Origin of the sequence: Stenotrophomonas sp. AS012628 (genome assembly GCF_010608305.1) — a bacterium.
GTDB lineage: Bacteria > Pseudomonadota > Gammaproteobacteria > Xanthomonadales > Xanthomonadaceae > Stenotrophomonas > Stenotrophomonas geniculata.
The window spans coordinates 221,372-235,533 of sequence record NZ_VMBJ01000001.1 but is presented as its reverse complement, the minus strand read 5'-3'; the positions used below and the strand labels follow the sequence as shown (position 1 = coordinate 235,533).

Genomic DNA, 14,162 nt, shown 5'->3' with positions numbered 1-14,162 from the left:
AACAGTGTTGAGAGAGGATGCAATTGTGACGGCGGCCGTGCGTGCCGTCCAATCTGCGGCGGGCCGACGCAGGCCCGCTCGAGCCTCTATAATGAGCAGATGCCCCGCGAGTCTTCCCCCGATTCCCATCACGAGCACGGCGTTGCCGTGGAACCCGCGCGCCCGGAAGTGGCGCCGCCGCCGTTCTACCAGGTGATGCTGCTCAATGACGACTACACCCCGATGGATTTCGTGGTGGACGTACTGCAGCAGTTCTTCAACATGGACCTGGACAAGGCCACACAGGTGATGCTGCACGTCCATACCCGCGGCCGCGGCGTGTGCGGGGTGTTCACCCGCGAAGTGGCCGAGACCAAGGTTGCCCAGGTCAACGAGTATTCGCGGATGAACCAGCACCCGCTGCTGTGCACGATGGAAAAGGCCTGACCGCCCCCGACCTGTAGAGCCGAGCCCACGCTCGGCTGCTGTTCACCCAGGCATCCAGATCTCTGCCAGCAGCAGCCGAGCGCAGGCTCGGCTCTACAGCTGGATCAGGCCTCCGCCAACGCCTCCAGCGCCATACGCGCCACGGCCTCGTCGACCTCGGCGGGGGCGCCGTCATCCCGGAACCAGACTGCCGACAGCCCCGCGCTGGCTGCGATCCAGCGCAGCAGGCGCGTGCGCTCCAGGCCCGCCAGTGCACTGACCTGTTCCAGCCGGGCGGCAAACCGCTCAGGCTGCGTCGCAACGTGGATGCCCGGACCGCACAGGTCCGGGTTGCTGAACAGTGTCGTGTAATCAAAGGCGCGATCACCCAGCAGCCGCTTCGGGTCGATCGCCAGCCAGCCGCGCGCGCCGAAATCGAGCACGTTGTCGTGGTGCAGGTCGCCGTGCAGCGGCCGGATCTCGCGCTCTTCCTGCAGCAACCCCTCCGCCAGTGATCTGCACTGTTCCAGCAGTGGCGGCAGCGCAGCCCTTGGCTGCAGCAGGTCGGCGAACCATCTACGGAGGCAGACCAGTTCCGCTGGCGGCGCGCTCCGTGGCCGGTGCAGCCGCTGCAGCACCTGGCACAGGATCGTGGTGCAGGCGTCATCGTCGCCCTCGATCGAGCGTTGCCGCAGCGAGTCGCCGCCGGCACGCTCGATCAGGATCGCCGGTCCCTCGTGGGCCAGCAGGCGGGCGGCGCCATCGCCCTCCCACCAGCGCAGCAGGCGATGGCTGTTCTGCTCTTCGGTTTCGCTGCTGATCTTCAGCATGGCCGGCTCGCCGGCGATGGTCAGCACTGGCCAGAGCTGGGCATGGGGCGTTTCGATGGCTGCGCCATCACGCCGCAATCGCCAGCGGCTCAGGTAGGGTTCGCTCATGCTGGGCGGGCTGTCCTGGAGTGAATGAAGATCAAGCGATGTGTACTGCTAACGCCATCTGAACGCAGCAATCCGCTAGGGTGATGGAAATCGCGTAGTCAGGCCGCATATTGTCCCCATCTGCCGCCGGAGTAATCCATGTTCAGCAAAGACCTCGAACACACCATCGGCCAGTGCTACAAGCGCGCCCGTGAGGCCCGGCATGAGTTCATGACGGTCGAACACCTGCTGTTGGCACTGCTCGACAACCCGTCCGCCCAGGCCGTACTGAAGGCGTGTGGCGCCGACGCCGAACGCCTGCGCCAGGAGCTGGAGCAGGCCATCGAGGCCTCCGTGTCCCGCCTGGCCGAAGATGACGGCCGCGATACCCAGCCGACCCTGGGCTTCCAGCGCGTGCTGCAGCGGGCCGTGTACCACGTGCAGTCCTCGGGCAAGAAGGAGGTCACCGGCGCCAATGTGCTGGTCGCCATCTTCGGCGAAAAGGACTCCCACGCCGTCTATTACCTCAACCAGCAGGACGTCACCCGGCTGGACGTGGTCAATTACCTGTCCCATGGCATCGCCAAGCTGGGCGAAGAAGGCGAGCAGCCGTCCTCCTCCTCCGAGGGCGAAGGCCGCATTGAAGGCGGGGAGGGCGAGCCGAAGGGCGATGCCCTGACCGAGTTCGCCAGCAACCTCAACGAACAGGCCCGGGCCGGTCGCATCGACCCGCTGGTCGGTCGTGCCGACGAAATCGAGCGCACCATCCAGGTCCTGTGCCGCCGCCGCAAGAACAACCCGCTGTACGTGGGCGAGGCCGGCGTGGGCAAGACCGCGATTGCCGAGGGCCTGGCCCGCCGCATCGTCGAGGGTTCGGTGCCTGAGGTGCTGGCCGATGCGGTGATCTATTCGCTCGATCTGGGCGCACTGGTGGCTGGTACCAAGTACCGTGGCGACTTCGAGAAGCGCCTGAAGAGCGTGCTGACGGCACTGAAGAAGGTGCCCAACGCGGTGCTGTTCATCGACGAGATCCACACCATCATCGGTGCTGGCTCGGCGTCGGGCGGCACCATGGATGCGTCCAACCTGATCAAGCCGGCGCTAGCGTCGGGCGAGCTGCGCTGCATCGGCTCGACCACCTTCCAGGAATATCGTGGCATCTTCGAGAAGGACCGGGCGCTGGCCCGCCGTTTCCAGAAGATCGACATCGTCGAGCCGACGGTGGGCGAGACCTACGAGATCCTGCAGGGCCTGAAGTCCAAGTACGAGCTGCATCACGGTGTGACCTACTCCGACGAGGCCCTGCAGGCCGCAGTGGACCTGTCGGTGAAGCACATCGGCGACCGCCTGCTGCCGGACAAGGCCATCGACGTGATCGACGAGGCCGGTGCCCGCCAGCGCCTGCTGCCCGAGGAGCAGCGCAAGGAGCTGATCGACGTTGAAGAGGTCGAGGCAATCGTGGCCAAGATGGCGCGGATCCCGGCCAAGCAGGTCAGTGCCACCGACAAGGATGTGCTGCAGCACCTGGAGCGCAACCTGAAGATGGTGATCTTCGGCCAGGACCCGGCCATCGAGACGCTGTCCTCGGCGATCAAGCTGGCCCGCTCGGGCCTGGGCAATCCGGAAAAGCCGATCGGCAATTTCCTGTTCGCCGGTCCGACCGGTGTCGGCAAGACCGAGGTGACCAAGCAGCTCGCGCTGCAGCTGGGCATCGAGCTGGTCCGCTTCGACATGTCCGAGTACATGGAGCCGCATTCGATCAGCCGCCTGATCGGTGCCCCTCCGGGCTACGTCGGCTTCGACCAGGGCGGCCTGTTGACCGAGAAGATCGTCAAGACGCCGCACTGCGTGCTGCTGCTGGACGAAATCGAGAAGGCGCACCCGGACATCTTCAACATCCTGTTGCAGGTGATGGACCGCGGCGTGCTGACCGATACCAATGGTCGTGAGGCGAACTTCAAGAACGTCGTGCTGGTGATGACCACCAATGCCGGCGCGGCGCAGGCCTCGCGGCGTTCGATCGGCTTCACCAAGCAGGACCATGCCACCGACGCGATGGAGACCATCCGCCGCAGCTTCACCCCGGAATTCCGCAACCGCCTCGACGCGGTGGTGCAGTTCCAGGCGTTGGGCTTCGAGCACATCCTGCGCGTGGTCGACAAGTTCCTGATCGAGCTGGAGATGCTGCTGCAGGACAAGCACGTCAGCCTGTCGGCCACCCCGACCGCGCGCGACTGGCTGGCTCACCACGGCTTCGACCCACTGATGGGTGCGCGCCCGATGGCCCGCGTGATCCAGGACAAGATCAAGCGCCCGCTGGCCGACGAGCTGCTGTTCGGCAAGCTGGTCAACGGTGGCAAGGTCAGCATCGATGTCCGCGACGACGAGCTGGTGGTCGAGACCCAGGCTGAGCCGGAGCGGCTGCTGCCGGTTACGGTGGAGTGAGCTGAAGGCTTGGCGTGAAAGACTGGAAACAACAAGGGCGGCTTCGGCCGCCCTTGTGCTGTCCGGGGTCAGCGGCTGCGGCGGCGCGCTTCGCGCTTGAACCGCTCGGCATCGATCAGCTCGATGCGCGCGACCTCGCAGCTGCCGCGACCGGTGTCCAGAGCGCTTCGGCCCTCGCTGCACAGCTCGCCAGCCTCCTTGCCGTCGGTCTTGAAGCCGAGGCGGGTGGCCAGCACGGCAGAAGGGCAGCTGTTGCGGAAATGCACGACATAGTGGTCTTCGCCGGAGCGAAGCAGGATGTTCTTGTCGGCGCCGGCGCGAACGATCTGCTGTTCGCCGGTCAGTGGTACGCACTGCGCCGGCGGGGTGTCGGCGGCATGGGCGGGCGATGCCAGCAGGGTGGCGGCAGACAAAGCCAGGGGGATGAGCAGGGAAGACAGATTCATGGCGGGGCAGGGGGCGGCGATCCGGACTGGATCGGATCCCAGGATGCTGCCGCCGCTGCAAATGCGAATCTGCCGCAAGCAGGGCTGACCGACGTCACGGTGAGATCGGTCACGATGACCTTTGGCGCATCAGGCTGCGATCGAACGGAATCCCTGCTGGCGCCCCTGGTTGCCGCCATCCTCGATGACGAATGCGACCGCTTCATGCGGAATGTGCGGTCGCTGCTTGAGTGTGCTGCCCATGTGTGGGACCTCGCGCTGCACGGCCAGATACAGTGGGTGGGATGCGTCCATGCTGGTGCAGACCAGGCAGGGCTGGCCGAACCAAGTGCCGTCCGGGCCCTTGCTGGCGTAGCAGCGGCTGGTGACGGACTGCGGGTCCAGGACGATCAGGTAGATCATGCGCGCAGCGCCTTCTGTGAAGAACGCGTTGAGTCTAGAGTCCCGGCGCGATGCCGGATTTCAGACAAGGACGAAAATCGAACGATCTCGGTGCCGCGCATTTTCTTCCGCGCACGACAAAGGGCCAGCAGCGAGGCCGGCCCTGTCGGAGTGGCGCATTGCGCCGACCGCTTACTTCATGCGGTAGGTGATACGGCCCTTGGTCAGGTCGTACGGGGTCATTTCAACCTTGACCCGGTCACCGGTGAGGATGCGGATGTAGTTCTTGCGCATGCGGCCGGAGATGTGGGCGATGATTTCGTGCCCATTTTCCAGACGAACGCGGAAAGTGGTGTTCGGCAGCGTCTCGCTGACGGTGCCCTCGAACTCGATGGAATCGTCTTTCGACATGTAGTCCTGTGCGGTTCAGAAAACGGCCACGCTGGGCCTAAGGCGCGGTATTTTACGCGTGATGGGCCCGGCTTGCAAAGTTTGTGTTAACCCCCGGCCAAACGCCGTGCTGGCAAGCGTCCGACCGCCTGGGTCCAGGGGCCTTCACGGCCGTCACGGTGTACGGCCTGACGGACGTGCTCCAGAAAGTCCGCGCGCGGCAGGTGTTCGGCGCCCATCCGCAGCAGGTGCGGATTCTCCACCTGGGCATCGATCAGTTCCCAGCCCCAGTCACGCAGGGTGGATGCGAGGGCCGCCAGGGCGATCTTGGAGCCGCCGCTGGCGCCACTGAACATGCTTTCGCCGAAAAACATCGATCCGATCGCCACCCCATAGATGCCGCCGACCAGCGTCTGCCGGTCCCAGACCTCGAAGGAGTGGGCAAACCCCAGGTCGTGCAGCTGGCTGTAAGCCTCGACCATCGCCGGGCTGATCCACGTACCGTCCTGGCCCGGTCGCGGTGCTGCGGCGCAGGCACGCATCACACGACTGAAAGCGGTGTCGGCGGTGATCTCCCACGTGCTGCCGCGCAACTGGCGGCGGAAGCGGCTGGACAGGTGCACGCCCTCGGTGCGGAACACCATGCGCGGGTCTGGCGACCACCACAGGATGGGCTCGCCCTCGCTGAACCACGGGAAGATGCCGCCGGCATAGGCGTTGAGCAGGCGCACCGGATGCAGGTCGCCTCCCACCGCGAGCAGGCCGTCGGGCTGGCGCAGTGCGGTTTCAGCCGGAGGGAAGGGAGCGTCCGGCGCATCGGCCAGGCGCCAGGGCAGCTGGCGGGTCATGCCGCCATTGTATTCGTCGTGGCGATCGCTGATGTCTGGCACCATCAGCGTCCAACGGCAAGGAGCCCACGCATGAGTGACGCGATCACCGCCATCCTCGATGTGCACGATATCCCGCGCACGCGCAACGACAGCCAGGGCATGCTGCTGGCGCTGGCCACTGAACAGCCCGGCCAGCTCGGTGCGCTGATGCTGCTGGCCCTTGCCCGGCGTTCACCCAGCTCGGCCTTTCTCGACATGGCGCTGGATCTGCTGCCCGATGAAGCGATTGTGCCGGTCTGTGCCGAGGCCTGGCGCCGCTATCGGGATGGCGAGCGCGGCGAACTGCTGGCCAGCGTGATCGAATTCACCAGCTACCAGGCGCCGCAGGTGCTGCAGGACGACTGGGAGGCCTTGCTGGCGCTGGCCACCGAAGACGAGCTGCAGCTGGCTTCGCAGGTATGGCAGGGCCTGCCCTCCGTCATTGCCGTGCAGTGGGCGCAGATTCTGGTTGAGGCCGACGACGATCGCGAGATGGCGCGGGCCAGGGCGCTGCTGCTGGCGGCGCAGCCCGAGAGCTATGCCGTTGCCCGCGGCTACCTCGCTGACTGGGGCGCGCTGGATGCTGAGGTCTGGGCGCACTGGGCCGGCGTCGCGGACGGACCGCAGCCGCGGCGCCTGCATGGGGAGCGGCCGCTGCACATCCGCTTCGGCCGCGAGCAGCATCGCGCGCAGCAGGCGGACGAACCGAGCTGGCGCAAGCGCATCTGGCGCCTGCACCCGACCTGGAATGGCGGGCAGGTACAGTACGCCGGGCAGATGGGAGGGCCGCTGGAATCGTTGTGTGGCAGCTGCCATGCACCGCTGCAGCGCCTGCTGCGAACCGACGCTGCCGCGCTGCAGCCGGGCGCGGCGGGTGAGATCACGCTGGGCCTGTGCCTGGACTGCTGCGGCTGGGAAGATCCGCCCGTGCGTTTCTATCGCCACGATGCCAGCGGCCTGCCCAGCTGCCACCCCAGCCAGCGTCTGGAGGTGCCGGCGACGCCGACCGACAGCGGTGACCTGATGCAGGCCGAGGTCGGCCTGGCCGCCATGGATACCTCGCGCTGGCGGCAGCAGGACTGGGGACAGTCCAATCATCGGCAGAACCTGTCGCGCGTGGGCGGCGCACCGAGCTGGGTGCAGAGTGCCTGGTATCCGGCGTGCATCGATTGCGGTGAGGAGATGCCCTTCGTGATGCAGCTGGATTCGACGCTGCCGACCACCAGTGGAGGCGCGCTGCTATGGGGCAGTGGCGGCATGCTCTACACGTTCTGGTGTGCGAAGTGCCGGGTGAGCGGGCACTTCTGGCAGTGCACCTGAGCACAGCGCCATCGCTATTGCTCTGATAGATGCCAACGTCGGTTGGCACGCCTCATTGCCCCGGTAGGTGCCAACCTTGGTTGGCACGCTTTTCCGCACCGCGCAAGTCGAGCAAGCTCGACGCTACGGCTCTGCGCGGAACGGCCCATGCCCCTGCAACTCCTGCTGGTACCGCCGCACACTCTGCCGCTCCTGTCGGCACCAGTCCTGCAGTGCCTCTGCGAAATCCGGATCGGCCACCCAGTGTCGGCTGCGCACCAGCGTCGGCAGGAAGCCGCGTGCCAGCTTGTGCTCGCCCTGTGCGCCGGGTTCGAAACGGCTCAGCCCTTCGCGCAGGCAGTATTCGATGCCCTGGTAATAACAGGCCTCGAAGTGCAGGCCGGGCAGGGTGGCGCCGCCCCAGTAGCGGCCGTACAGCGTATCGCCACCGCGCAGGCACAGCGCGCCGGCAATCGGCTCGCCGTCCTGTTCGGCCAGAAACATCACCAGCCCGCGGCCCAGTGAAATGGCCAGATGGCGCAGGAAGGCCTCGGTCAGGGCCGGGGCGTTGCCATACTCGAGGAACGTCTGCAGATAGAAGCGGTACATCGCCTGCAGGTCGGCGCGGCCGGCCTCGTCGCCATGTACCACGCGGAAGGTGATTCCCTGGCGGGTGACTTTGGCCCGTTCCTGGCGGATGTTCTTGCGATGCTTGTGGTCCATCGCAGCGAGGAACTGGTCAAACGTCGCCCAGTCACCCGGATTCTGCCATTGGAACTGCACGTCCTCGCGCAGCAGCCAGTCGTCATCGAACAGAGCCTCATCGCTGGCGGTGTGGAAGTTGATATGGGCCGAGGATACGTGCAGCGCGGGCAGCGCCTCGCGCAATGCCGACAGCAGCGCGATGCGCCCTGAATCGTGACGGGCCAGCAACCGCGGGCCGGTGACCGGCGAGTACGGCACCGCGCCCAGCCACTTCGGATAGTAGTCGCGGCCGTGGCGGGCATACGCGTTGGCCCAGGCATGGTCGAACACGAACTCGCCGTGCGAATTGGTCTTCAGGTAACCCGGAATGGCGCCGACCAGCGTGCCGCCCTCCCACAGCGTGAAGTGCCGGGGCTGCCAGCCCCAGTCCTCGCGCAGGCAACCGTGCTGTTCAAGTCCGGAAAGGAAGGCGTGGCTGACGAAGGGGTTGCGGCCGTCGTGCAGGGCATCCCAGTCGGTCGCGGCAATGGACTGCAGGGAGTCGAGGAAGCGGGGGGAAGACATGGGGGAAGGATAGGGCAGATGAAACAGAAAGGCCGACGCACTGGCGTCGGCCTATCATCCGGAGTCGGGCGTGGCTCGACCCTACAGGAGCGGGTCAGCCTCTCAGCTGGCCTTGCCCTGGGCGTCCAGGTAGCGCTCGGCGTCCAAGGCAGCCATGCAGCCGAAGCCGGCCGAGGTGATCGCCTGGCGGTAGTGCTGGTCGGCCACGTCGCCGGCGGCGAACACGCCTTCCACCGAGGTCTGGGTGGCATTGCCGCCCAAGCCCGAGCGGATCTCCAGGTAGCCGTTGTTCATCGCCAGCTGGCCGTCGAACAGGGTGGTGTTCGGGTGGTGGCCGATGGCCACGAAGAAGCCGTGGGCATCGATGTCGCGGGTGCTGCCGTCCAGAGTGGACTTCACGCGCACACCGGTCACGCCGGCGTCGTTGCCCAGCACTTCTTCCACCTGGTGGTGCCAGACGGTCTCGATCTTGCCTTCGGCCACCTTCTTGAACAGCTTGTCCTGCATGATCTTTTCCGCCTTCAGGGTGTCGCGGCGGTGGACCAGGTAGACCTTGCGGGCGATGTTGGACAGGTACAGGGCCTCTTCCACGGCGGTGTTGCCGCCGCCGACCACGACCACGTCCTGGTCGCGGTAGAAGAAGCCGTCACAGGTGGCGCAGGCGGACACGCCGCGGCCCTTGAACTCGTCCTCGGTCGGGATGCCCAGGTACTTGGCGGTGGCGCCGGTGGCGATGATCAGCGCATCGCAGGTGTACTCGTGGCTGTCGCCGATCAGCTTGAACGGGCGCTGCGACACGTCGGCGGTGTGGATGTGGTCGAAGATGACCTCGGTCTCGAAGCGCTCGGCATGGGCCTGCATGCGCGCCATCAGGTCCGGGCCCATCAGGCCGTGGGCATCACCCGGCCAGTTGTCCACCTCGGTGGTGGTCATCAGCTGGCCGCCCTGCTGCAGGCCGGTGATGACGACCGGCTTCAGGTTGGCGCGGGCGGCGTAGACGGCGGCGGTCCAACCGGCCGGGCCGGAACCGAGGATGACGAGGCGCTGGTGGCGGGAGGGCAGGCTGGTGCTCATGTAAACTCGCGAAAAGGTAGATGGGACAAGGCGCTGGCGATATTTGCGCAGCATCCGTGGCAGGTCATAGAGTGGCGGCTGGGGCAGGGCGATTCAAGCCGATGAACAGAACGCCGTCATCCGGCGATGGTTCCGGCGCTCTGAACGCCCTGTCGGATGTCGCATAACTGAAAACTGACGCCGTCTCATTTATTATCAATCACTAACAGCGCATTCCAAAGGTATGGTCTAAGGTGGCGAAGCAGGTCCCCGAACGCTCCAAGTCCGACGACAGCAAGGCGTCACGTCGCACGGCCGCGGCAGCGACGACCGACAATCCACGCCGCCAGCGCCTCTGGCGCGATCTTGGCCTGATCGCCATCGCGCCGGCCTTGCTGTACCTGGCGGCCAGTCTTTTCACCTATTCAGCGACGGACCCGGGCTGGTCGCATACCGGCAGCGTGGTCGCGCCGGTGCACAACCTCGGCGGTCGCGCCGGCGCCTGGATCGCCGACGTGCTGCTGCAGCTGTTCGGCTACATCGCCTTCCTGCTGCCGGTGGTGCTGGGCGCGCTGGCGTGGATCGCCATGTTCGGCCTCAAGCGCGAGAGCAAGGGCGAGAACGACCTGGACCCGGCGCTGCGCCTGGTCGGCCTGGTCGGCTTCCTGATCGCCGGGACCGGCTTCCTGCACGTGCGCCTGTTCAGTGGCGATGTCTCCAGTGCCGGCGGCATCCTCGGCAAACTGGTGGGCAACTCGCTTACGGTGGGCTTCGGGGCGCTGGGCGCGAATCTGTTCGTGCTGGTACTGCTGTTGGCTTCGATCACGCTGGCCACCGGGCTGTCCTGGTTCACGGTGATGGAGAAGATCGGCCGCGGGGTGATGTCGCTGGCGCCGCTGCTGGCGCGCAAGAAGGAAGAAGTCACCGAGTGGCAGCAGACGCGGGTGATGCGCGAGGAGCGACAGGAAGTGCGCAAGGCCGACGCCGAGGTGCGTGCCAAGCGCGAGCCGGTGAAGATCGAGCCGCGCCCGGAACCGGTGATCGAGAAGAGTGATCGGGCCAAGCGCGACACGCAGATCCCGATGTTCCGTGGCGTCAACGGCGACGGCTCGGACCTGCCGCCGTTGGCCCTGCTGGACGACCCCAAGCCGCAGCCGGTGGGCTACGACAAGGAAACCCTGGACGCGCTGTCGCGGCAGATCGAGTTCAAGCTGAAGGACTTCCGCATCGACGCTCAGGTGGTCGGCGCCAACCCTGGCCCGGTCATTACCCGCTTCGAGATCGAGCCCGCGCCGGGCATCAAGGTCAGCCAGATCAGTTCGCTCGACAAGGACATCGCGCGTGGCCTGTCGGTGAAGTCGGTGCGCGTGGTGGACGTGATTCCGGGCAAGTCGGTGATCGGCCTGGAAATTCCCAACGTCACCCGCGAGATGATCTACCTCTCCGAGCTGCTGCGTTCCAAGGAATACGACAAGTCGGCCAGCGTGCTGACCTTGGCGCTGGGCAAGGACATCGCTGGCCGCTCGACTGTGGCAGACCTGGCGCGCATGCCGCACCTGCTGGTGGCCGGTACCACCGGTTCGGGCAAGTCGGTGGCGGTCAACGCGATGGTGCTGAGCCTGCTGTTCAAGGCCTCGCCGAAAGACCTGCGGATGCTGATGATCGACCCGAAGATGCTCGAACTGAGCGTCTACCAGGGCATTCCGCACCTGCTGGCGCCGGTGGTCACCGACATGAAGGAGGCCGCCAACGGCCTGCGCTGGTGCGTGGCCGAGATGGAGCGCCGCTACAAGCTGATGAGCGCGGTCGGCGTGCGCAACCTGGCCGGCTTCAACAAGAAGGTGAAGGAAGCCCAGGACGCCGGCCAGCCGCTGATGGACCCGCTGTTCAAGCCGAACCCCGAGCTGGGCGAGGCGCCGCGCCCGCTGGAGACGCTGCCGTTCATCGTCATCTTCATCGACGAATTCGCCGACATGATGATGATCGTCGGCAAGAAGGTGGAAGAGCTGATCGCGCGCCTGGCACAGAAGGCGCGTGCGGCCGGCATCCACCTGATCCTGGCCACGCAGCGCCCGTCGGTGGACGTGATCACCGGCCTGATCAAGGCCAACATTCCGACGCGCATCGCCTTCCAGGTCAGCTCCAAGATCGACTCGCGCACCATCCTCGACCAGTCCGGCGCCGAAACCCTGCTCGGCCACGGCGACATGCTGTACCTGCCGCCGGGCACCGCGCTGCCCGAGCGCGTGCATGGTGCGTTCGTGTCCGACGATGAAGTGCATCGCGTGGTCGAGCACCTCAAGGCGATGGGCCCGGCCGACTATGTCGACGGCGTGCTGGACGAAGTGCAGACAATGGGCGACGGCGTGGTCGTCGGCGCCACCGGACTGCCGGAGAACAGTTCGTCCGGCGACGAGTCCGACCCGTTGTATGACGAAGCACTGCGGGTGGTGACCGAGACCCGCCGCGCCTCGATCTCCGGCGTGCAGCGCCGGCTGAAGATCGGCTACAACCGTGCAGCGCGACTGATCGAGGCCATGGAAGCGGCCGGCGTGGTCAGTTCGCCCGAGCACAACGGCGACCGCACGGTGCTGGCTCCGCCGCCGCCGAAGTAAGACCCGACGTATCCCCCACGACGTCCAAGGAACCGACGCATGCTTCACCCCGTACCAAGCGCGCTGGCACTGGCGCTGGCAGCCTTCCTGGCTGCCGGCCCGGCACTGGCAGACACCGCCACCTCCGCGCCCGCCACGGCGCCGCCTTCCACCAGCGGCGATACCGAAGCCAGCAATAATTTCAGCATTGTCCGTTACCGCGCCGACTACCAGGTGCGGCCGGATGCGGGCAATGTGCAGACCGAAACCTACGAAGTCCTGCTCAAGACCAAGGCGTCCGTCGAGCAGTTCAGCCAGGTGCGGCTGAGCTACAGCGAGAAGATGGAGACGCTGGAAGTACTCGGCGCCTACACCATCACCGCCGACGGCCAGCGCCGCGACGTGCCGGCCGACCGCATCTACACCCAGGAGAGCTACTCCAGCGCCTCGGCGGCAATGTATGCCGACCGCAAGGTGCGGGTGATCGTATTCCCGAACCTGGCCCCGGGCACGCGCCTGTACTACCAGGTGCGCCGCACCCAGGTCACGCCGTACTTCCCGGGCTACTTTGGCCTGTGGGAAACCTTCAACGTCTTTACCGAGTACGAGGACGCTGAGGTCACCCTGAGTGCGCCGGCCAACCTGCCGATGTTCGTCGACAGCCGTGGCGTGCAGGGCAGCGATCGCCCGACAGTGAAGAATGGCCAAGCGCAATGGCGCTGGCGCTACCAGCGTCGCGAAGCCATGCCGGCACAGAACTGGTCGGCGGCGGGCTGGGAGTTCGGTCCGAACATCATGGCGAGCACGTATCGTGACTGGTCGCAGATGGGGCGCGCCTACCAGCTCAAGGCTGGCCCGGCGGCGCAGGTCACGCCGGAACTGCAGGCGCTGGCAGACGAAATCACGACGGGCATCAGCGACCGTCGCGAGCAGGCTGATGCGCTGTACCGCTGGGTGGCGCAGAACATCCGCTATGTGGCGGTGTACCTGGGCAATGGTGGCCTGGAACCGAACAGCGCGCAGAGCATCCTCGACAACCACTACGGCGACTGCAAGGATCACGTGACGATCCTCGAGGCGCTGCTGGCGGCCAAGGGCATCGCCAGTTCACCGGTGCTGATCGGTGCGGGCGGCGGCCCGACGCTGCCGAAGATCCCGGTGCTGGGCCGTTTCAACCACGCCATCACCTACATTCCCGAATTCGATCTGTACCTCGATTCGACCACCGCGTGGGCGCGCTTCGGCCAGCTGCCGGAGGGTGACCTGGGTGCGCCGGTGATGCGCACCCGCGACGCCACGCTGGCACGCACCCCGGCCAACACGCCGGAGCGCAACGCCACTTCGATGGAAGTGCGCTTCACCTTCGACGCCAACGGCAACCTGCGCGGCGAGACGATCCCGAAGCTGGGCGAGAACGCCGAGATCGGCATGCGCGCCCAGTTCTCCCAGCTCAACGCGCAGAACCGTGCGCGCGCTGAAGAGCAGATCATGGCCGCCTCCGGTTTCGACGGGCGAGGGCAGCTGCAGATCCAGGGCGTGCCGGTCGACCTGACCCGGCCGTTCGGCTATCGCATGGCGTTCCAGGCCGAGGACTACGCCGACTTCAGCGTGGCCGGCGGCATGGCTGTGCCGGATCCGCCGGGTGGCGAGTCAGTGCGTGGGCTGTACGCCACCGCTTCGGCGCCGGCCAATGAGACGCCGTTCTACTGCAATGCCAGCCTGCGTGAGGAAACCTATCGCCTACAGTTCCCGGCCAATGCGCCGATCATCGCCATTCCGGCCAGCCAGCGTTTCGCCAACGCCGCCGGCGAGTACCGGGTGGACTGGAGCCGCGAAGGCCAGGAGGTCACCGTGCATCATCGCCTGCAGCAGAATGCGGTGCGCGGGCCGGAGGCGCTGTGCCAGCCGCAGGACTACGCCGCGTTCCGCGCGCTGTATCGCGAAGTGCGGCGCGGCTTCCGTGGTCAAGTGCTGTACGGCAAGCTGCCGGGATCTGGCGGCTGAATCGCCGATGGACGTTCAGGGCGGCATAATGTCGCCCTGATCGCCCATTCATCTTTCCCCGGGCACACTGGCAACCACCTTTCCTGGCGC

12 protein-coding genes are annotated in these 14,162 nt (G+C 66.3%); 5 read left to right on the top strand and 7 right to left on the bottom strand.

Translation table 11 applies throughout. The features are described 5' to 3' along the window. Positions 1 to 99 precede the first annotated feature (99 nt). Positions 100 to 426, top strand: coding sequence for an ATP-dependent Clp protease adapter ClpS (clpS, locus tag G5A07_RS01095; protein WP_019337429.1), 327 nt, complete (start codon positions 100 to 102; stop codon positions 424 to 426). Between the two features lie 104 nt (positions 427 to 530). Here clpS and G5A07_RS01090 read toward each other — a convergent pair whose 3' ends face one another. Continuing rightward, positions 531 to 1,343 carry an APH(6) family putative aminoglycoside O-phosphotransferase gene (locus tag G5A07_RS01090; protein WP_125437016.1) on the bottom strand — a complete coding sequence of 271 codons (813 nt, stop codon included), beginning with the start codon at positions 1,341 to 1,343 and terminating at the stop codon, positions 531 to 533. A 138-nt stretch (positions 1,344 to 1,481) separates the two neighbouring features. On the opposite strand from G5A07_RS01090, the gene clpA reads away from it, so the two are divergent. Beyond that, positions 1,482 to 3,767, top strand: coding sequence for an ATP-dependent Clp protease ATP-binding subunit ClpA (clpA, locus tag G5A07_RS01085; RefSeq protein WP_049481282.1), 2,286 nt, complete (start codon positions 1,482 to 1,484; stop codon positions 3,765 to 3,767). Between the two features lie 68 nt (positions 3,768 to 3,835). Here the strand turns inward: clpA and G5A07_RS01080 are convergent, their stop codons facing one another. The 4 genes from G5A07_RS01080 to aat form a co-directional block, all read right to left on the bottom strand. Beyond that, the gene (locus G5A07_RS01080) at positions 3,836 to 4,213 is read right to left on the bottom strand and encodes a hypothetical protein (protein ID WP_071306143.1); all 378 of its coding nucleotides are present in this window, start codon (positions 4,211 to 4,213) and stop codon (positions 3,836 to 3,838) included. A gap of 129 nt (positions 4,214 to 4,342) precedes the next feature. After that, positions 4,343 to 4,615, bottom strand: coding sequence for a hypothetical protein (locus G5A07_RS01075; protein ID WP_191862397.1), 273 nt, complete (start codon positions 4,613 to 4,615; stop codon positions 4,343 to 4,345). Between the two features lie 171 nt (positions 4,616 to 4,786). Next, positions 4,787 to 5,005 (bottom strand): translation initiation factor IF-1, encoded by a 219-nt coding sequence (infA, locus tag G5A07_RS01070; protein ID WP_005409596.1) that lies wholly within the window; start codon positions 5,003 to 5,005, stop codon positions 4,787 to 4,789. A gap of 86 nt (positions 5,006 to 5,091) precedes the next feature. Then, on the bottom strand, positions 5,092 to 5,832 hold the full coding sequence (gene aat / locus G5A07_RS01065) for a leucyl/phenylalanyl-tRNA--protein transferase (RefSeq protein WP_049409900.1): 741 nt from the start codon (positions 5,830 to 5,832) through the stop codon (positions 5,092 to 5,094). A gap of 72 nt (positions 5,833 to 5,904) precedes the next feature. Between aat and G5A07_RS01060 the strand changes: the two genes are divergently transcribed. After that, a complete protein-coding gene (locus G5A07_RS01060; RefSeq protein WP_191862396.1) occupies positions 5,905 to 7,173 on the top strand; it encodes a hypothetical protein in 1,269 nt (422 codons plus the stop codon). A gap of 123 nt (positions 7,174 to 7,296) precedes the next feature. Here G5A07_RS01060 and G5A07_RS01055 read toward each other — a convergent pair whose 3' ends face one another. Both G5A07_RS01055 and trxB read right to left on the bottom strand, forming a co-directional pair. Continuing rightward, positions 7,297 to 8,421 (bottom strand): GNAT family N-acetyltransferase, encoded by a 1,125-nt coding sequence (locus G5A07_RS01055; protein WP_159360124.1) that lies wholly within the window; start codon positions 8,419 to 8,421, stop codon positions 7,297 to 7,299. Between the two features lie 102 nt (positions 8,422 to 8,523). Further along, the gene (gene trxB, locus G5A07_RS01050; RefSeq protein WP_014037154.1) at positions 8,524 to 9,495 is read right to left on the bottom strand and encodes a thioredoxin-disulfide reductase; all 972 of its coding nucleotides are present in this window, start codon (positions 9,493 to 9,495) and stop codon (positions 8,524 to 8,526) included. 233 nt (positions 9,496 to 9,728) lie between these two features. Here trxB and G5A07_RS01045 point away from each other — a divergent pair, with 233 nt between their 5' ends. Then, positions 9,729 to 12,089, top strand: coding sequence for a DNA translocase FtsK (locus G5A07_RS01045; protein WP_010485837.1), 2,361 nt, complete (start codon positions 9,729 to 9,731; stop codon positions 12,087 to 12,089). Between the two features lie 39 nt (positions 12,090 to 12,128). Then, positions 12,129 to 14,072 (top strand): DUF3857 domain-containing protein, encoded by a 1,944-nt coding sequence (locus G5A07_RS01040; protein ID WP_191862394.1) that lies wholly within the window; start codon positions 12,129 to 12,131, stop codon positions 14,070 to 14,072. Positions 14,073 to 14,162: the final 90 nt, after the last annotated feature.